Origin of the sequence: Sphingomonas kaistensis (genome assembly GCF_011927725.1) — a bacterium.
GTDB classification, from domain to species: Bacteria; Pseudomonadota; Alphaproteobacteria; order Sphingomonadales; family Sphingomonadaceae; genus Sphingomicrobium; species Sphingomicrobium kaistense.
In genome coordinates, this window is the sequence record NZ_JAATJC010000001.1 from 2728061 (window position 1) to 2744487 (window position 16427).

Here is a 16427-nt window from a genome sequence, read left to right on the forward strand (position 1 = left end):
CGCGCCTGCCTGTGCGCTTCCCGGCTCAACCAGGGGGTCACACCATGCTCAAGTTGATCGCTTTTACCTCGTTGCTCGCCGCTACCGGCAGCGCCGCTGCAGCGGCTCCGGCCGACGAGGCGGCCAAGGCCATCGCCACCACACTCGACAAGTTCAATGCCGGTGACGTGCAGGCCTTTATCGACGCGCACACCGCCGACGCGGTGATCACCGACGAATTCGCGCCCTATCTGTGGAGCGGCGAGGGTTCGGTGAAGCGCTGGCTCGACGATTACGCCAAGGATGCCGCGGCTCGAAAGATCGAGAATGGGCGCGTGCTCCACGGCCGCCAAACCCAGGCATCGAGCTTCGGCGAACGCGCCTACGTGGTCCTGCCGACCACCTATTGCATGACCGAAGCCGGGATACCCAAGGCGGGCGAAGGCCACATGACCTTCGTCATGACCCAGGCTGCCGGCAGCTGGAAGATCGCCGGCTGGACCTACTCGGCGCCGTCACCGACCGCTTACACCTCCAAGCAGGGCAAGTGCGGAAAGGCCAAATAGGCACGCAGCGACGGCCTCCACGCCCGGGCGGGAGGCCGTCGCTTACCGACTATGCTGCCAGCAGATCGACGTCGCGCAGGGCCTGTTCGACCGACTTGGCCTTCACCTCGGGCCCAAGGTTGATGCCGTCGGCGCGGACGAATTCGGGCACGATGCCGATGAAGCCGAAGAACGCCTTCAGATAGCTTTCGAGATGCTCGAAATCGGCATTTCCCTGCTCGGTCCCGTAGTAACCGCCGCGCGACAGGGCGATGATCACCCGCTTCGGCCCGGCCAACCCCTCAGGCTTGCCCTCGGCGGTGTAGCGGAACGTGCGGCCGTTCACCGCCAGACGGTCGATCCACGCCTTCAACTGGCTGGGCAGCGTGAAATTATACATCGGCGCCCCCACCACCACCGTGTCGGCGGCGAGGAATTCGTCGAGCACGCTCGCGTCGGCGAACTGGTCGAGCGTGAGGTGGGCGATCGGATCGGCGACCAGGTCGCGATCGATGACCTGCGCGTCCGGACGGGCGGCAAGCTGCTGCTCGACGATGCGGGTCGTGATCTGCCGGCTGACGCTGTTCTCGCCGGTGATCGAGCTATCGACCCGAAGGATGGTGTTCCCTGACATTGTATCTCCAGTCACAAATGATTACCTGGACACCATAGGTAACTGGTCTTCGGATCATTCCAAGAACGCACATGGAGGGTATCAGGGCACATGCATGATACTGGAACGATGGAAGAAAACGGTCTGCGCGCAGCGGGCTGCCGCAACGTGACGCCAGTACTCAATCGCATCGGCGACAAATGGTCGGTGCTGATCGTAATGATCCTCGCCCGCGCTCCGCACCGCTTCAACGAACTGAAGCGTGAGATCGACGGGATCAGCCAGCGCATGCTGACGCTCACCCTGCGAGGGCTCGAGCGCGATGGACTCGTCAGCCGGACGGTCGAGCCGACGGTCCCGCCCCGCGTGACCTATGCGCTGACCGAGCTGGGCGTCAGCCTGATCGAGCCGGTCGAGGCGCTCGGCAGCTGGGCCATCGCGCACATCGCCTGCATCCGCGCGGCGCAGGAACGGTTCGACGACGCCAACGCGCCCGCCGAGCCGGCAAGGATCGGGGTCTCGAACCACCTCGCCATGACGGCCTGAGGGCGCTAACCGCCGGTGCATGAGCACCGATCTCGCCGCCCTCGGCATCCTCGAAGAACGCCTTCGTTTTCTCGCCGCCAACATCATCCACCACGCCAATCACGTCCGTGACAGCGCGGACGGGCTGAAGGTTGGCGGGCACCAGGCGTCGAGCGCGTCGATGACGGCGATCATGGCGGCGCTCTACTTCGATGCGCTTGGGCCCAATGACCGGGTCGCGGTGAAGCCTCACGCTGGCCCGGTGCTCCACGCCATCCATTACCTGCTCGGATCGCAGGACCGCGCCACGCTGGAGAACTTCCGCGGTTTCGGCGGTGCGCAGAGCTATCCGAGCCGGACCAAGGACCGCATCCCGGTCGACTTCTCCACCGGTTCGGTCGGCCTCGGAGTCGCCATCACCCTGTTCGCCAGCCTGGTTCAGGACTGGCTGTCCGCCCGCGGCGCGCTTGGCGACGACCAGCGCGGCCGGTTCGTCGCCTTGATGGGCGATGCCGAGCTCGACGAGGGCAATATCTACGAAGCCCTGATCGAGGGCCACAAGCACGACGTCCGCAACCTGTGGTGGATCGTCGACTACAACCGCCAGAGCCTCGACGCGACCAGTGCCGACCGCATGTTCGAGCGTTTCGATGACATCTTCGCCACCTGCGGCTGGCGGGTGGAGACGCTGAAATATGGCCGCCTCCAGCGCGACCTGTTTGCAAGACCCGGCGGCGAGGCACTGCGGACCTGGATCGATCGCTGCCCCAATGTCGATTATGCCGCTCTCACCTACGGCGGCGGCGCTGCGTGGCGCACCCGCCTGCAAGCCGATCTCGCGGCTGAAGCCGAGACGCTGAAGCTTGTCGCCGGCCTCGATGACGAAGCGCTCGGCAGGCTGATGACCAATCTCGGCGGCCATTGCCTCGAGACCCTGACCGAAGCCTTCCGCCGCAATGGCGACGATCAGCCGACCTTGTTCATCGCCTACACCATCAAGGGGTTCGGCCTGCCGTTCGCCGGTCACAAGGACAATCACGCCGGACTGATGAACCCGACCCAGTTCGCTGCCTTCCGCGACTCGCTCGGCATTGCCGCGGGCGAGGAGTGGGAACCGCTCGCCGGACTCGGCGGCAATGCTCGTTCGGGCGTCGAGGCACTGGTCGATGCGACCAAAATTCGCCGCCAGAAGGAGCCGCGCAATTTCACCAGTTGGGCGGTCCCTGAACTTCCCACCCCTACCGGCGAGGAGCAGAGCACTCAGGCCGCGTTCGGCCGCATCCTGCTCGACCTCGCCAAGTCGGGCGATCCGCTGGCCGACCGGATCCTGACCACCTCGCCCGACGTCACGGTGTCCACCAACCTCGGCGCGTTCGTGAACAATCGCGGCCTGTTCCACCGCCGGGACATCCGCGACGTGTTCGCCGAAGCCAAGATCCCGTCCGCGCAGAAGTGGGCGGCGAAGGACGCCGGCCAGCATGTCGAGCTCGGAATCGCCGAATCCAATCTGTTCCTGATGCTCGCCGCCGCCGGCCTGTCGGGCGACCTGTTCGGTCACCGCCTCGTGCCCATCGGCACCCTCTACGATCCGTTCATCGCCCGCGGCCTCGATAGCCTCAATTACGGCTGCTACCAGGACGCCCGCTTCCTGCTGGTCGCCACCCCCTCGGGCCTGACCCTCGGGCCCGAAGGCGGCGCGCATCAGTCGATCAACCCGCCGCTGATCGCGCTCGGCCAGCCTGGCTTGCGCCACTACGAGCCCGCCTTCGCCGACGAACTCGCCCTCTTCATGCGCGAAGCCTTCCGCCTGATCGACGAGCCGGCGGGCGAATCCACCTACCTTCGCCTCTCAACCCGCAGCATCCAGCAGGAACCCCGCGCCTCCGACGACTGGAAGCCCGATGCCCTCGCCGGCGGCTATTGGCTGCGTGAGCCCGGCGCCGGTGGCGAGGCCGCCATCGTCGCCATGGGCGCGGTCATGCCCGAAGCCCTCGCCGCCTTCGACGCGCTCAAGGACGACGTGCCCGGCCTCGGCCTCCTCAGCGTCACCAGCCCCAACCTCCTCCATCGCGGATGGAGCGCGGCGCAGGCGGCCGAATGGCGCGGCGAACGCCAGCCGAGTCACGCCGCCACCTTGCTTTCCCGCCTGTCGCCGACCGCCCGTCTTGTCACCCTGTGCGACGCCGCTCCCGCCTCGCTGTCGTGGCTCGGCGCCGTCCTCGGCCACCGTGTCGCCCCGCTCGGCGTCGACCGCTTCGGCCAGACCGGTAACCTCCCCGACCTCTATGGCGAATATCGCCTCGACGGGGAGGCGATCACCGAGGCGATGGCGGGGCTTCTCATCGGCTGAAGCGAGGCCTAAGCCCAACCCATGCCCGGACGCTTTTATGACGAGTGGAAGGAAGGCGACACGGTCGCCCACGCCCTCCGCCGCACGGTGACGGAGACCGACAATCTCCTGATCTCCACCCTCACCCATAATCCCCAGCCGCTGCACCTCGACGCCGAAGCCGCCAAGGACACCGAGTTCGGCCGGATCCTGGTCAACAGCTGCTTCACCTTCTCGCTGCTGGTTGGCGCGTCGGTCGCCGACACCACCGAAGGCGTGCTGGTCGCCAACCTCGGCTTCGACGAAGTCCGCCTGCCCTCCCCCGTGTTTATCGGCGACACGCTGCACTTCGAAAGCAGCTGCCTGTCCAAGCGCGAAAGCAGGTCGCGCCCGACCGCCGGTCTCGTCACCTGGGAGCATCGCGCGATCAACCAGCGCGGCCAGACCGTCTGCACCATGAAGCGCACCGCGCTCATCCAGAAGGCCGCTGCGTGAGCCGCCAGCCACGTTCCTGGCTGTTCGTCCCCGCCGACAGCGAGAAGAAGATCGCCAAGGCGCTGGAGAGCGAGGCCGATGCGCTGATCTTCGACCTCGAGGACAGCGTCGCGCTCCCCAACAAGGCGCTTGGCCGCGATCTCCTCCGCAACCTGCCTTCTCGTTCGGGTGGGCCGCAATGGTGGGTCCGGATCAACCCGCTTCGCACCGAGGACCACCGCCTCGACCTCGAACTATTGGGCTCCGCTGACATCCACGGCCTGGTCCTGCCCAAGGCCGAGAGCGGCGCCGACATCACCGAGCTTGCCCACCGCTCGGGCTCGATCCCGATCCATGCCATTGTCACCGAAACCGCCGCCTCGTTGTTCGGCCTGCTGTCCTATCGCGACGTCAAGGATTCGCCGCTCGCCGCGATGAGCTGGGGTGCGGAGGACCTTTCCGCCGCGCTTGGCGCCGCCTCGAACAAGGATGGCGAGGGTCGCTACACTGCCCCCTACACGCTCGCCCGCACCCTGACCCTAGCCGGCGCTGCGGCCGCGGGAGTGCAACCGGTCGACGGCGTGTTCGCCGATTTCCGCGACGAGGCCGGCCTGATCGACGAAGCGCTCGACGCCGCCCGCGACGGCTTCACGGGCAAGCTCGCGATCCACCCGGCCCAGGTCGGCCCGATCAACGCGGCTTTCTCCCCTACCCCTGACCAGGTCGCAAATGCCCGTGCGATCGTCGCAGCCTTTGCAGCCGATCCGTCGGCCGGCGTGTTGAGCGTCCACGGCCGAATGGTCGACAAACCCCATCTGATCCAGGCTCAGCGCACGCTGGCCCGCGCAGGAGAATAAGCATGCCGACCATCGCCAAGGGCTGGGGCACCGACGCCGCCGACCAGCCGCTCCGCGAAATGGAGTTCGAACGCCGCGACCTCCGGCCAAACGATGTCGCGATCAAGATCACCCATTCGGGTATCTGCCATTCCGACCTCCACACCTGCCGCAACGACTGGGGCGGAAGCCGATATCCGGTCGTCCCGGGTCACGAGATCGTCGGCACCGTCACCGAGGTCGGGCCCGAGGTGACCAAGCACAAGGTCGGCGACACCGTCGCGGTCGGCTGCATGGTCGACAGCTGCATGGAGTGCGACCAGTGCCTCGAAGGCTGGGAAGTGTTCTGCCGCAAGGGCTGCATCCAGACCTACAACAGCAAGGACTTCCACGACGGGACGGTCACCAAGGGCGGGTATTCCGACCACGTCGTGGTCCGCGACCATTTCGTCTGCAAGGTGCCCGACGGCATGGACGTCACCCGCGTCGCGCCGTTGCTGTGTGCTGGCATCACCACCTATTCGCCGCTGCGCCAGTATAACGTCGGCGAAGGCACCAAGGTCGCGGTGATCGGTCTCGGCGGGCTCGGCCACATGGGCGTGAAGCTCGCCGCCGCAATGGGCGCGCACGTGACAATGATCACGACCACGCCCGAAAAGGCCAAGGACGCACGCGAGCTTGGCGCGCACGACGTGATCGTCTCGACCGATCCCGAGCAGATGGCCGCCGCCGCTACCCGCTTCGATTTCATCCTCAACACGATCCCCGTGAGCCACGAGATCGACGGCTACCTCAACCTCCTCGGTCGCTCCGGCCGGATGGTAATCGTCGGCGCGCTGACCCCGATGCCGGGCTTCACGGGCTTCCAGCTCATCTGGTGGAACCGCGCCGTCGGCGGCTCGGCGATCGGCGGCATTCCCGAAACGCAGGAGATGCTCGACTTCTGCGCCAAGCACGACATCTATCCCGACTGCGAGCACATCAGGATCGAGCAGGTCAACGACGCCTATGAGCGCCTGCTCAAGAACGACGTCCGTTACCGCTTCGTGATCGACATGGAGCAGACCGCCTGAGATGACCCCGACCGAGCTCGCCGCGCTGCACGAGGCTCATGCCTCCGATCCCCACGCCTTCTGGCTGGAGCAGGCGCGGCGGCTCGACTGGGTGACCTTTCCGGAGCGGTCGGGCGACACCTCGTTCACTCGTTCCGACTTCCACATCCGCTGGTTTGAGGACGGCATCCTCAACCTGTCGGCCAATTGCCTCGACCGGCACCTGGCCGAGCGGGCGAACGACACCGCGCTGGTCTTCGAGCCCGACGAACCCGGCGCCGGCCGCTCGGTCACCTACGCTGAACTCTACGCCGACACCTGCCGCTTCGCCCATCTCCTGAAGGAGCGCGGGGTCGGCAAGGGTGACCGGGTGATGATCTACATGCCGATGATCCCTGAAGCGGCGGCGGCGATGCTTGCCTGCGCCCGCATCGGCGCGGTCCATTCGGTGGTGTTCGGCGGCTTCTCGCCGGAAAGCCTCGCCGGCCGGATCGACGATTGCGGTGCCCGCGTCGTCATCACTGCCGACGAAGGCGTGCGCGGCGGCAAGCGCATTCCCCTGAAAGCCAATGTCGACGCCGCCTGCGACCTTGCGACCGGCATCGAGACCGTCATCGTCGTCACCCGCACCGGGGGCGAAGTCACGATGTGCGAGGGCCGTGACCTGCGTTGGGAGGACCACCGCGACCGTCTCGAGGCTGATTGCCCGGCCGAGCCGATGGCCGCCGAAGATCCCCTGTTCATCCTCTACACCTCGGGATCGACCGGAAAGCCCAAGGGCGTGGTCCACACCACCGGCGGCTACGCCGTCTGGGTCGCCACCACCTTCGATTGGGTGTTCGAGCCGCAGGTCGACGACCTTTTCTGGTGCACCGCCGACATCGGTTGGATCACCGGGCACAGCTACACCCTCTACGGCCCCCTAATGGCGGGCACCCCCACCGTCATGTTCGACGGCGTGCCGACCTGGCCCGACGCCAGCCGCCTGTGGGAAACCATTGACCGCCTCGGCGTCACGATCCTCTACACCGCCCCCACTGCCATCCGCGCGCTGATGCGGGAGGGCGACGAGCCGGTGAAGAAGCACCGCCGCGAAAGCCTCCGCCTGCTCGGCACCGTCGGCGAGCCGATCAATCCCGAGGCTTGGCGCTGGTATCACGATGTGGTCGGCGACGGCCGCCGCGCAATCGTCGACACCTGGTGGCAGACCGAAACCGGCGGCGTCCTGATGACCCCGCTCCCCGGCGCCACCTCGATGAAGCCCGGCAGCGCCACCCGGCCCCTTCCCGGCATCGAGCCGCTACTGGTCGATGCCGAAGGGCGCGAAATCCACGGCGACGATGTCAGCGGCAATCTCTGCCTGCGTGGGTCCTGGCCCGGCCAGATGCGCACTGTCTGGGGCGACCCGCAGCGCTTCATCGACACCTATTTCACCACCTACCCCGGCCTCTACTTCACCGGCGACGGCTGCCGCCGGGACGGGGATGGCGACTATTGGATCACCGGCCGGGTCGACGACGTCATCAACGTCTCGGGCCACCGCATCGGCACCGCCGAAGTCGAAAGCGCCCTGGTCGCCCACCCGCTGGTCGCCGAAGCCGCCGTGGTCGGCGCCCCGCACGACCTAAAGGGCCAGGGCATCCACGCCTTCGTCACCCTCAACGCCGGCGAGGAAGGCGGTGAGGATATCGTTCGCGAGCTTCACGCCGAGGTCCGTAAGCATATCGGCGCGCTGGCCATCCCCGAACGCATCCAGTTCGCCCCCGGCCTCCCCAAGACCCGCAGCGGCAAGATCATGCGGCGGATCCTCCGCAAGATCGCCGAAGGCCAGCTCGACCAGCTCGGCGACACCAGCACGCTGGCCGATCCGGGGGTCGTCGATGCGCTCGTCCGCGACCGCTAGGGCCGCCCTCCCGCTCGCCTTGCTGCTCGGCGGCTGCGCCGCGCCCGAACTTGCGGCCGGCACGGCGCCGCTCGATCCGGTCGCCTTCTTCACCGGCGACAGCCGCGGAAGCGGAACGCTTGACCCCATCGTCGGCGGAAAGGCGCCCGTCTCGGTCGAAAGCCGTGGGATCAGGACGGGCGATACCCTGACCCTTACCCAGCGCATCAGCGAAGGGGACAAGCCGCAGCGCACGCGGGTGTGGACGATCCGCACGCTCCCGGCCGGCGGTTATCTCAGCACGCTGACCGACGCGAAAGGCCCGGTCAGCGTCGATGTACGCGGCCCGCGCGCCTATCTCGCCTACACCACGCCAAGCGGGCTGCGCATCAAGCAGCAACTCGCGCTCCAGCCCGATGGCCGCACGATCCTCAACCGGCTGGAAGCCTACAAGTTCGGAATCCGCGTCGCCGTCCTGAACGAGACCATCCGCAAATAGCGCTGAGCCTAGCTTTCGCCGCACTTTTCGGCTACCGGCGCCGCCTCCCATGGCAACAGTACTTCCCACCCCGCCGCGCGTCGGCATGGTCAGTCTCGGCTGTCCCAAGAACCTCGTCGACAGCGAGCGGATCCTCGGTCAGCTGCGTTCCGACGGCTATCAGATGAGCGCCGACTACGAAGGCGCCGACGTCGTGCTGGTCAACACCTGCGGCTTTCTCGATTCCGCCAAGGAAGAAAGCCTTGAGGCGATTGGCGAAGCGCTGGCCGAGAATGGCCGCGTCATCGTCACCGGCTGCATGGGACGCGAGGCCGAGGTCATCCGTGCCCGCTTCCCGAACGTCCTCGCGATCACCGGAGCCCACGCCTACGAAGACGTGGTCGCCGCCGTGCACGACGCCGCCCCGGCCCCGCGCTCGCCTTATCTCGACCTCGTGCCGCAGGCGACGCCGCACCTCAAGCTGACGCCCAAGCACTACAGCTACCTGAAGATTTCCGAGGGCTGCAATCACCGCTGCGCCTTCTGCATCATCCCGCAGATCCGCGGCGATCTCGTCTCGCGCCGCCCCGACGCCATCCTGCGCGAGGCCGAAAAGCTCCTCGCCCAGGGCACGCGCGAGCTGCTGGTCATCAGCCAGGACACCAGCGCCTACGGCCTCGACCTGAAGCATGCGGCCTGGCCGTGGAAAGGCTCGGACGTCCGCGCCCACATGACCGACCTCGCCCGCGCGCTGGGCGAGCTGCGCACCCCCGAGGGCGATCGCCCTTGGGTCCGCCTCCACTACGTCTACCCCTATCCGCACGTCGACCGGATCATGCCGCTGATGGCGGAGGGGCTGGTCCTCCCCTATCTCGACATCCCCTTCCAGCACGCCAGTCCCAAGGTGCTGAAGGCGATGCGCCGCCCCGCCAACGAGGCCCGCGTGCTCGAACGGCTGGTGCAATGGCGCGCGCAAGTCCCCGACATCGCCATCCGCTCCTCCTTCGTGGTCGGCTTCCCCGGCGAGACCGAGGAGGATTTCGACTACCTCTTGCAATGGCTGGCCGAGGCCCGCCTCGACCGCGTCGGCGCCTTCCGCTTCGAGCCGGTTGAGGGTGCGCCCGCCAATGACCTCCCCGGCCACGTGCACGAAGAGGTCAAGGAAGAGCGTTACGCGCGCGTGATGGAATTGACCGCGCGCATCTCGGCCGAAAAGCTCGCCGCCAAGGTCGGGCAGACGATCGACATCATCGTCGATGCGGTCGATGCCGAGACCGGCGGCGCGACTGGCCGCAGCAAGGCCGACGCACCCGAGATCGATGGCGAGGTCCATCTGCGCGATGCGGGCCATCTTCGCGCCGGCGACTTCGCCACGGTGCTGGTCGAGGAAGCCGACGAGCACGACCTGTTTGGCGTTCCCGTGCAGGAGCAGGCGCTTGAGTCGGCTCGAGGGTAAGCTCTGCATCGTGACCGGCGCCGCCCGCGGCATCGGTCATGCGATCGCCCGGCGCTTCCACGCGGAGGGCGCCCGGCTGGTCATGACGGACATCGACGAAGCCGCCGGAACGGCCGCGGCCGAAAAGCTCGGCGCCGACTTCCTGCTGCTCGACGTCCGCGAGGAAGAGCATTGGGACGAACTGGCCCGGCCTCATCCCGCCTGCGACGTGCTGGTCAATAACGCCGGGGTCACCGGCTTCGAAGGCGCGCCCGCCGCACACGATCCGGAGAACGCCAGCCTCGCCGAATGGCATGCGGTGCATCGCACCAATCTCGACGGCACCTTCCTCGGCTGCCGCTATGCAATCCGCGCGATGAAGGCGAAGGGCGACGGCTCGATCATCAATGTCTCGTCGCGCTCGGGTCTGGTCGGCATCCCCGGCGCGGCCGCCTACGCTTCGTCCAAGGCCGCGATCCGCAACCACAGCAAGTCGGTCGCGCTTTATTGCGCGCAGCAAGGCTGGCGGATCCGCTGCAACAGCGTGCACCCGGCCGCCATCCTGACCCCGATGTGGGAAGCGCTGATCGGCGACGGACCCGACCGTGAGGCAAAAATGGCAGCGATGGTCGCCGACACCCCGCTCCGCCGCTTCGGCACGACGGAGGAGGTTGCAGCGATGGTCGCCTATCTCGCCGCCGACGAAAGCGCCTACGTCACCGGTTCGGAATTCACCATCGACGGCGGCCTCCTCGCCGGCTCCGCCGCAAGCCCGGGCGACTGAGCGAAGCACCGGGCCGGAGCCGCCCCTGACGCCGACGGGCCCCAACAGCCGCCTTCCTGAGCCGTGACCTTGTCGGCTAAGGGCTGGGCATGACCGATTTCGCCACCCTCCTCCGTCCCGACCGCGGGGAAGCCGCGCGCCTCCTCCACCTCGTCGATGCGACGCTCCTGCCCGAATGGCTGAAAGCCCACGCCGGGCCGCGCCGCCAACTGGTCGAGGCGGCCCGTTTCGAGGGCAAGGCCGGGCAGTTCCTGCTGATCCCCGGCGGCACCGCCGGCGAATGGGAAGCCCTTGTCGGGGTGGCCAAGCTGTCTGCGCTCACGCCCTGGTGCCTCGCTCACGCCGCCGAGCGCCTTCCGGAGGGCAGCTATCGCCTTGCCGGCGACATGGTCCCGGGCAACGCCGCGCTTGGCTGGCTGCTCGCCCAGCACCGCTTCACGTCCTACAAGAGCAAGCCGGAGCAGCCTGCCGGCCCCCGCATCCTGCTCAGCGCGGAGCCAGCGCGGGTCGACGAGATGGTCCGTCTCGCCGACGCCACCGCCCTTGTCCGCGATCTCGTCGATACCCCGGCCGGCGATCTTGGCCCGGCCGAAATCGAACGCGCGGTGCGCGACTGGGCCAAGGGCTCGGGCGTCGACGTCGAGGTCACCAAGGGCGACGCGCTCGAACAGGGCTATCCGATGATCCACGCGGTCGGCGCGGCCGCCCTTCCCGCCCGCGCGCCGCGGCTGATCGAGGCCCGCTGGGGCGACCCATCCCACCCCAGGCTGGCGATCGTCGGCAAGGGCGTGGTGTTCGACACCGGCGGCCTTAACCTCAAGCCCGGCGCCGGGATGCGATTGATGAAAAAGGACATGGGCGGTGCTGCCCACGCCTTGGCGCTGGCCCGGCTGATCGTCGCCGAACGCTGGCCGGTCCGCCTCCACCTGCTGATCCCGGCGGTCGAGAATGCGGTGGCGGGTGGCGCCTTCCGTCCCGGCGATATCCTGACCAGCCGCCAGGGCCTCAAGGTCGAGATCGACAATACCGACGCCGAGGGCCGCCTGATCCTCGCCGATGCGCTGACCCGCGCGGGCGAGGAAGGTGCCGAAACGCTGGTCGACTTCGCCACCCTGACCGGCGCGGCCCGGATCGCGCTCGGCCCCGACCTTCCGGCCACCTTCAGCAACGACGACGCGCTTGCCGCCGACCTCATCGCCGCCGGTTCCGACGTTGCCGATCCGCTGTGGCGGCTCCCGCTGTGGGACGGCTATGACGACATGCTGAAAAGCGACCTCGCCGACCTGTCGAACAGTGCCGACTCGCCCTTCGCCGGGACCATCACCGCCGCCCTGTTCCTGCGCCGCTTCGTCCGCGAGGGCACGGCCTGGGCCCATCTCGACACCTTTGCCTGGCGACCCGCGCCTCGTCCGGGGCGTCCCAAGGGCGGCGAAGCGCTTGGGCTTCGCGCTGTCCATGCTGCCCTGTCCCGCCGGTTCCGTCGCTCTTAGCGACTGTTTTTCGGTCCAAACGTCGCACGGGCGCAACATTTCGGTTCCTCGCCGGTTAACAGGGCACGCTAGGCAGGCGAGGAGTTTCCAGTCCAATGAGCGATGCATCGCTAAGCGGGTGGATGCGAGCCCTTGTCGGCTACGTCCGATCCGGCGAACCGGATCTGACCAACCGGCAGATGGCCCTGCTGATGATCGTCTATCTGACGCCTGGCCCCCACACCGTCCGCGGTCTTGCTCGTGTTCTGGGTGTTTCAAAGCCCGTTGTCACCCGCGCCTTGAATACCTTGGGTGCGCTCGGCTATCTGCGCCGCGAACGAGATCAGGACGACAGGCGCAATGTCTTCGTCGTCCGGACCAGCAGCGGGGCCGATTTCCTTGAAGGGTTCAAGCGTAACATCCGGGGCAGCGAACGCGGCGGCGACCGTGATCCCGACCGGCGGCCGGCCCTCGGGCAGCTCGCCCACGCCCATCGCTGAGGCTCCGGCCGGCGGCTTTCCACTGGCCGGCCCGTCCACCCATCCCGATCCGCGTACCCACGCCTATCGCCAGGACCTGGCGGATATCGCGCTCGCCGGGACAGTGATCGCTTCGCATTACGCGGAGCCGCTGCAGTGTCACGTCGCCCGCGCCGCCGCACTGAAGGCCGGTCCTTCCGCCGAATCCGAAACGCTGGCCGAGCTTGAGCCGGGCGCGTCGATCCGGATCCTTGACCGCAGCCGCGGGTGGGTCTGGGGCTATGCCGGCGGGCTGGTCGGCTATGTTTCGGCCGCCGCCGTCGGCGCATGATCCGGTTTCTTCTCGGCGCGATCGTGGCGGGCCTCCTTGCGGCGTTCGCCGCGGTGACGCTGCTGTGGTGGTCCGGCGGCTCGGCCAAGGCCGAAACGGTCACCGTCACCGAAGGCGCCACCCTGACCCGCCTGTGCCCCGAGCTTGAGCGCCGCAGCCTGATTCCCGGCAATTGCACCAGCTACCGCCTGTTCGCGCGACTGCTGGGATCGGCCGACGGCATCCAGGCCGGCGAATTCGAAATCCCGGCCGGCACCAGCGGCGCCAAGCTGCTCGATATCCTCCAGCACGGTCAGCCGGTGCAGCGCCTCGTCACCATTCCCGAGGGCACGCCCAGCATCCTCGTCGCCGACAAGCTTGCCGCCGTCCCCTTCCTCACCGGACCGGTGCCCGAGATCGCCGAAGGATCGGTGCTCCCCGACAGCTACAGCTTCGCCCGCGGCGAACCCCGGGCCGAGGTCGCAGCGCGGATGAAGGCGGCGATGGACCGGACGCTGGCCGAGCTATGGCCTTCCCGGAAGGTCGGCACTTGCCCAGTTGCCACCCCGCAGGAAGCGGTCACGCTGGCGTCGATCGTCGAAAAGGAAACCGGCAAGCCCTCCGAGCGCCGCGCGGTGGCCGGTGTCTACTGCAACCGCCTCAAGATCGGCATGAAGCTCGATGCCGACCCGACCGTCATCTACCCGGTGACCAAGGGCAAGCCGCTCGGCCGCCGGATCCTCCGCTCGGAGCTCGACGCGGACACCGGCTACAACACCTATCGCCGGCCCGGCCTTCCGCTCGGCCCGATCGCCAATCCCGGCCGCGCCAGCATCGCCGCCGTGCTCGACCCCGAACAACATCAGTATATCTACTTCGTCGCCGACGGCACCGGCGGGCACATCTTCGCCCGCACGCTCAGCGAGCATAATGCCAACGTCCAGAAGTGGTTCGCCATCCGCCGCGCGCGCGGCGAGATGTGACGGGCTCCGGCCAGGCCGGAGCCCTCCCGATCAGATCGCTTTCAGGATCAGCGAGGCGTTGGTCCCGCCAAAGCCGAAGCTGTTGTTCAGCACCGCCTTCACCGGCCGCTTCTTCGCGACGTGGGGGACGAGGTCGACCCCCTCGGTGCCCTCGTCCGGGGTGTCGAGGTTGAGTGTCGGCGGCACGATCTGGTCGCGCAGCGCGAGGATGCAGAAGATGCTCTCCACCGCGCCCGCGCCGCCCAGCAGGTGGCCGATCGCCGACTTGGTGCTGCTCATCGACGCGCCGCCGAGATCGTCGCCGAACACCCGCTTGGCGGCCGCCAGCTCGATCGTGTCGGCCATTGTCGAGGTGCCGTGGGCGTTGATGTAATCGATGTCGCCCGGCTCCATGCCCGCCTTGCGAAGCGCCATCCGCATCGCATTCTCGGCGCCGGCACCATGCGGGTGCGGGGCGGTCACGTGATAGGCATCGCCCGACAGGCCGTAGCCAACCACCTCGGCATAGATCTTGGCGCCGCGCGCCTTGGCATGCTCATATTCCTCGAGCACGATGACGCCTGCGCCTTCGCCCATGACGAATCCGTCGCGGTCCCTGTCGTAGGGGCGGCTGGCCTGCTCGGGCCGGTCGTTATAGCTCATGTTGAGCGCGCGGGCCTGGGCGAAGCCGGCGACTCCGATCGGGCAGATGGTCGCCTCGGCGCCGCCCGCGACCATGATGTCGGCATCGTCGTCGCGGATCATTCGCGCCGCGTCGCCGATCGAGTGGGCGCCGGTCGAGCAGGCGGTCACCACCGCATGGTTCGGCCCCATCAGGCCGTATTTGATCGAGACCTGGCCCGAGATGAGATTGATCAGGCGGCCATGGACGAAGTGCGGGGAGACCCGGCCCGGACCCTTTTCAGCCAGCACCAGGCTTTCGCTCTCGATGCCCGGAAGACCGCCGATGCCGCTGCCGATCGAGCAGCCGGCGCGCAGCTTCATCTCGTCCGACATGTCGGTCAGCCCGGCATCCTCGAGCGCCTGGCCGGCCGCATCGAGACCGAAGATGATGAACGGATCGACCTGGCGCTGGATCTTGTGATCGACCCTCTTGCCCGGGTCGAACCCATATTCATGATCGGCCGGCTTCACCTCGCAGGCGATCTGGCACTTGTAGTCGGAAGCGTCGAACCGCGTGATCGGCCCCGCGCCGCTCTTGGAGGCGAGAATGTTGCTCCAGGCGGTTTCGACATCGCAACCAAGCGGCGTCACCAACCCGAGACCGGTCACCACGACACGACGCATAAGCACTCCCCTGAGTAGACATGATCTGGGCCGAATACAGAAACAGGCCCGGCAACGCCGAGCCTGTTCCTATCGCCTCGGCGAGCCCGTGTGGACGAGCTTAGCTCTGATGCTGGTCGATGTAGTCGATCGCATCCTTGACGGTGGTGATCTTTTCGGCCGCGTCGTCGGGGATCTCGACCCCGAACTCTTCCTCGAACGCCATGACCAGCTCGACGATGTCGAGGCTGTCGGCACCGAGATCGTCGATGAAGCTCGCTTCTTCCGTGACCTTCTCGGCTTCGACGCCCAGATGCTCGACGACGATCTTCTTCACCCGTTCTGCGGTCTCGCTCATCTCAACACTTTCCTTCCTGCAAAGCTTTGGCCAGTGCGTTAGCGAGACGCTTGGGCGTTGCCAAGAGGATGTGTCCCATGACGCCCGCACGCCCCCTGACCCGAGGCGAGATCGAGATGGCCCGATCGGTGTTCGGCGACGGCATCGATTACCCGTCCGTCCAGCTCGTCCGGCGCAAATGGTGGCCATTCCAGTCGCGCGGGATCGTGATGGCCCCGTGCGGCCATATCCACTTCCACCCCGACGATCCCAACTGGCGGGAGGATTTCAGCAAGGCGGACTGGGCACTGCAGGGCTTGTTTATCCATGAGATGACCCATGTCTGGCAGACCGCCCGCTCGGGCCGCTTCTACCTGCCGCTGATGCGCCACCCCTTCTGCCGATACGCCTACCGGTTCGACGAGGGCCGCCCGTTCCTTGGCTACGGGCTTGAACAGCAAGCGGAACTTGTCCGCCACGCGTTTCTCCAGCGCCACGGCATCAGGCTGGCCAAGGCCGCCGACCTTGCCAGAATCGAGCGTATTCTGCCGTTTTCTGATCCTGAGCGTACTGTTACCTGACAGCCACAAAGGTTGCGCAATAGCCGCCTTGAGCCCGGCCTCCCCTCGCCGATGACGTCACTTCGCGATA

General features: G+C 67.4%; 18 protein-coding genes. 15 read left to right on the forward strand and 3 right to left on the reverse strand.

Annotated elements, in window-relative coordinates; all coding sequences use genetic code 11:
- Positions 1-44 precede the first annotated feature (44 nt).
- Positions 45-545: a nuclear transport factor 2 family protein gene (locus tag GGQ97_RS13490; RefSeq protein WP_168070354.1), complete on the forward strand. Its 501-nt coding sequence runs from the start codon at positions 45-47 to the stop codon at positions 543-545.
- A 49-nt stretch (positions 546-594) separates the two neighbouring features.
- Here the strand turns inward: GGQ97_RS13490 and GGQ97_RS13495 are convergent, their stop codons facing one another.
- Entirely contained in the window at positions 595-1158 is a 564-nt protein-coding gene (locus GGQ97_RS13495) for an FMN-dependent NADH-azoreductase (RefSeq protein ID WP_168070355.1), read from the reverse strand.
- Between the two features lie 90 nt (positions 1159-1248).
- Here GGQ97_RS13495 and GGQ97_RS13500 point away from each other — a divergent pair, with 90 nt between their 5' ends.
- The 13 genes from GGQ97_RS13500 to mltG all read left to right on the forward strand — a co-directional run bounded on the left by GGQ97_RS13500 (position 1249) and on the right by mltG (position 14173).
- On the forward strand, positions 1249-1683 hold the full coding sequence (locus GGQ97_RS13500; RefSeq protein WP_342448542.1) for a winged helix-turn-helix transcriptional regulator: 435 nt from the start codon (positions 1249-1251) through the stop codon (positions 1681-1683).
- Between the two features lie 19 nt (positions 1684-1702).
- The gene (locus tag GGQ97_RS13505) at positions 1703-4012 is read left to right on the forward strand and encodes a transketolase (protein ID WP_168070357.1); all 2310 of its coding nucleotides are present in this window, start codon (positions 1703-1705) and stop codon (positions 4010-4012) included.
- A 21-nt stretch (positions 4013-4033) separates the two neighbouring features.
- Positions 4034-4486 (forward strand): MaoC family dehydratase, encoded by a 453-nt coding sequence (locus tag GGQ97_RS13510; RefSeq protein ID WP_168070359.1) that lies wholly within the window; start codon positions 4034-4036, stop codon positions 4484-4486.
- On the forward strand, positions 4483-5322 hold the full coding sequence (locus GGQ97_RS13515) for an aldolase/citrate lyase family protein (RefSeq protein ID WP_168070361.1): 840 nt from the start codon (positions 4483-4485) through the stop codon (positions 5320-5322). Before GGQ97_RS13510 ends, GGQ97_RS13515 begins: the two co-directional genes overlap by 4 nt.
- A gap of 2 nt (positions 5323-5324) precedes the next feature.
- Positions 5325-6374: an NAD(P)-dependent alcohol dehydrogenase gene (locus GGQ97_RS13520; protein WP_168070363.1), complete on the forward strand. Its 1050-nt coding sequence runs from the start codon at positions 5325-5327 to the stop codon at positions 6372-6374.
- A gap of 1 nt (position 6375) precedes the next feature.
- Complete coding sequence (gene acs / locus GGQ97_RS13525) at positions 6376-8256, forward strand: acetate--CoA ligase (RefSeq protein ID WP_168070365.1); 1881 nt, start codon at positions 6376-6378, stop codon at positions 8254-8256.
- Positions 8234-8734: a DUF3833 family protein gene (locus GGQ97_RS13530; RefSeq protein WP_168070366.1), complete on the forward strand. Its 501-nt coding sequence runs from the start codon at positions 8234-8236 to the stop codon at positions 8732-8734. The genes acs and GGQ97_RS13530 overlap by 23 nt, the downstream gene beginning before the upstream one ends.
- Positions 8735-8783: 49 nt before the next feature.
- Positions 8784-10169, forward strand: coding sequence for a 30S ribosomal protein S12 methylthiotransferase RimO (rimO, locus tag GGQ97_RS13535; RefSeq protein WP_168070367.1), 1386 nt, complete (start codon positions 8784-8786; stop codon positions 10167-10169).
- A complete protein-coding gene (locus tag GGQ97_RS13540; protein ID WP_168070369.1) occupies positions 10150-10932 on the forward strand; it encodes an SDR family oxidoreductase in 783 nt (260 codons plus the stop codon). The genes rimO and GGQ97_RS13540 overlap by 20 nt, the downstream gene beginning before the upstream one ends.
- Positions 10933-11021: 89 nt before the next feature.
- Complete coding sequence (locus tag GGQ97_RS13545) at positions 11022-12422, forward strand: leucyl aminopeptidase family protein (protein WP_168070370.1); 1401 nt, start codon at positions 11022-11024, stop codon at positions 12420-12422.
- A gap of 122 nt (positions 12423-12544) precedes the next feature.
- On the forward strand, positions 12545-12901 hold the full coding sequence (locus GGQ97_RS13550; protein WP_168071085.1) for a MarR family transcriptional regulator: 357 nt from the start codon (positions 12545-12547) through the stop codon (positions 12899-12901).
- On the forward strand, positions 12849-13211 hold the full coding sequence (locus GGQ97_RS13555; protein ID WP_168070372.1) for an SH3 domain-containing protein: 363 nt from the start codon (positions 12849-12851) through the stop codon (positions 13209-13211). Before GGQ97_RS13550 ends, GGQ97_RS13555 begins: the two co-directional genes overlap by 53 nt.
- Positions 13208-14173 (forward strand): endolytic transglycosylase MltG, encoded by a 966-nt coding sequence (gene mltG, locus GGQ97_RS13560; protein ID WP_168070373.1) that lies wholly within the window; start codon positions 13208-13210, stop codon positions 14171-14173. The genes GGQ97_RS13555 and mltG overlap by 4 nt, the downstream gene beginning before the upstream one ends.
- Before the next feature lie 30 nt (positions 14174-14203).
- Here the strand turns inward: mltG and fabF are convergent, their stop codons facing one another.
- Both fabF and GGQ97_RS13570 read right to left on the reverse strand, forming a co-directional pair.
- The gene (gene fabF, locus GGQ97_RS13565) at positions 14204-15460 is read right to left on the reverse strand and encodes a beta-ketoacyl-ACP synthase II (protein WP_168070374.1); all 1257 of its coding nucleotides are present in this window, start codon (positions 15458-15460) and stop codon (positions 14204-14206) included.
- A 100-nt stretch (positions 15461-15560) separates the two neighbouring features.
- Positions 15561-15797, reverse strand: a complete 237-nt coding sequence (locus tag GGQ97_RS13570; protein ID WP_168070376.1) for an acyl carrier protein — start codon at positions 15795-15797, stop codon at positions 15561-15563.
- A 77-nt stretch (positions 15798-15874) separates the two neighbouring features.
- On the opposite strand from GGQ97_RS13570, the gene GGQ97_RS13575 reads away from it, so the two are divergent.
- A complete protein-coding gene (locus tag GGQ97_RS13575; protein ID WP_168070377.1) occupies positions 15875-16357 on the forward strand; it encodes a vgr related protein in 483 nt (160 codons plus the stop codon).
- Positions 16358-16427 lie beyond the last annotated feature (70 nt).

Excerpts from the sequence above, each read along its gene's own strand:
- GGQ97_RS13490 (WP_168070354.1), top strand. The coding sequence starts at position 45 with ATGCTCAAGTTGATCGCTTTTACCTCGTTGCTCGCCGCTACCGGCAGC.
- GGQ97_RS13495 (WP_168070355.1), bottom strand. The coding sequence starts at position 1,158 with ATGTCAGGGAACACCATCCTTCGGGTCGATAGCTCGATCACCGGCGAG.
- GGQ97_RS13500 (WP_342448542.1), top strand. The coding sequence starts at position 1,249 with ATGCATGATACTGGAACGATGGAAGAAAACGGTCTGCGCGCAGCGGGC.
- GGQ97_RS13505 (WP_168070357.1), top strand. The coding sequence starts at position 1,703 with ATGAGCACCGATCTCGCCGCCCTCGGCATCCTCGAAGAACGCCTTCGT.
- GGQ97_RS13510 (WP_168070359.1), top strand. The coding sequence starts at position 4,034 with ATGCCCGGACGCTTTTATGACGAGTGGAAGGAAGGCGACACGGTCGCC.
- GGQ97_RS13520 (WP_168070363.1), top strand. The coding sequence starts at position 5,325 with ATGCCGACCATCGCCAAGGGCTGGGGCACCGACGCCGCCGACCAGCCG.
- acs (WP_168070365.1), top strand. The coding sequence starts at position 6,376 with ATGACCCCGACCGAGCTCGCCGCGCTGCACGAGGCTCATGCCTCCGAT.
- GGQ97_RS13530 (WP_168070366.1), top strand. The coding sequence starts at position 8,234 with ATGCGCTCGTCCGCGACCGCTAGGGCCGCCCTCCCGCTCGCCTTGCTG.
- rimO (WP_168070367.1), top strand. The coding sequence starts at position 8,784 with ATGGCAACAGTACTTCCCACCCCGCCGCGCGTCGGCATGGTCAGTCTC.
- GGQ97_RS13545 (WP_168070370.1), top strand. The coding sequence starts at position 11,022 with ATGACCGATTTCGCCACCCTCCTCCGTCCCGACCGCGGGGAAGCCGCG.
- GGQ97_RS13550 (WP_168071085.1), top strand. The coding sequence starts at position 12,545 with ATGCGAGCCCTTGTCGGCTACGTCCGATCCGGCGAACCGGATCTGACC.
- mltG (WP_168070373.1), top strand. The coding sequence starts at position 13,208 with ATGATCCGGTTTCTTCTCGGCGCGATCGTGGCGGGCCTCCTTGCGGCG.
- fabF (WP_168070374.1), bottom strand. The coding sequence starts at position 15,460 with ATGCGTCGTGTCGTGGTGACCGGTCTCGGGTTGGTGACGCCGCTTGGT.
- GGQ97_RS13570 (WP_168070376.1), bottom strand. The coding sequence starts at position 15,797 with ATGAGCGAGACCGCAGAACGGGTGAAGAAGATCGTCGTCGAGCATCTG.
- GGQ97_RS13575 (WP_168070377.1), top strand. The coding sequence starts at position 15,875 with ATGACGCCCGCACGCCCCCTGACCCGAGGCGAGATCGAGATGGCCCGA.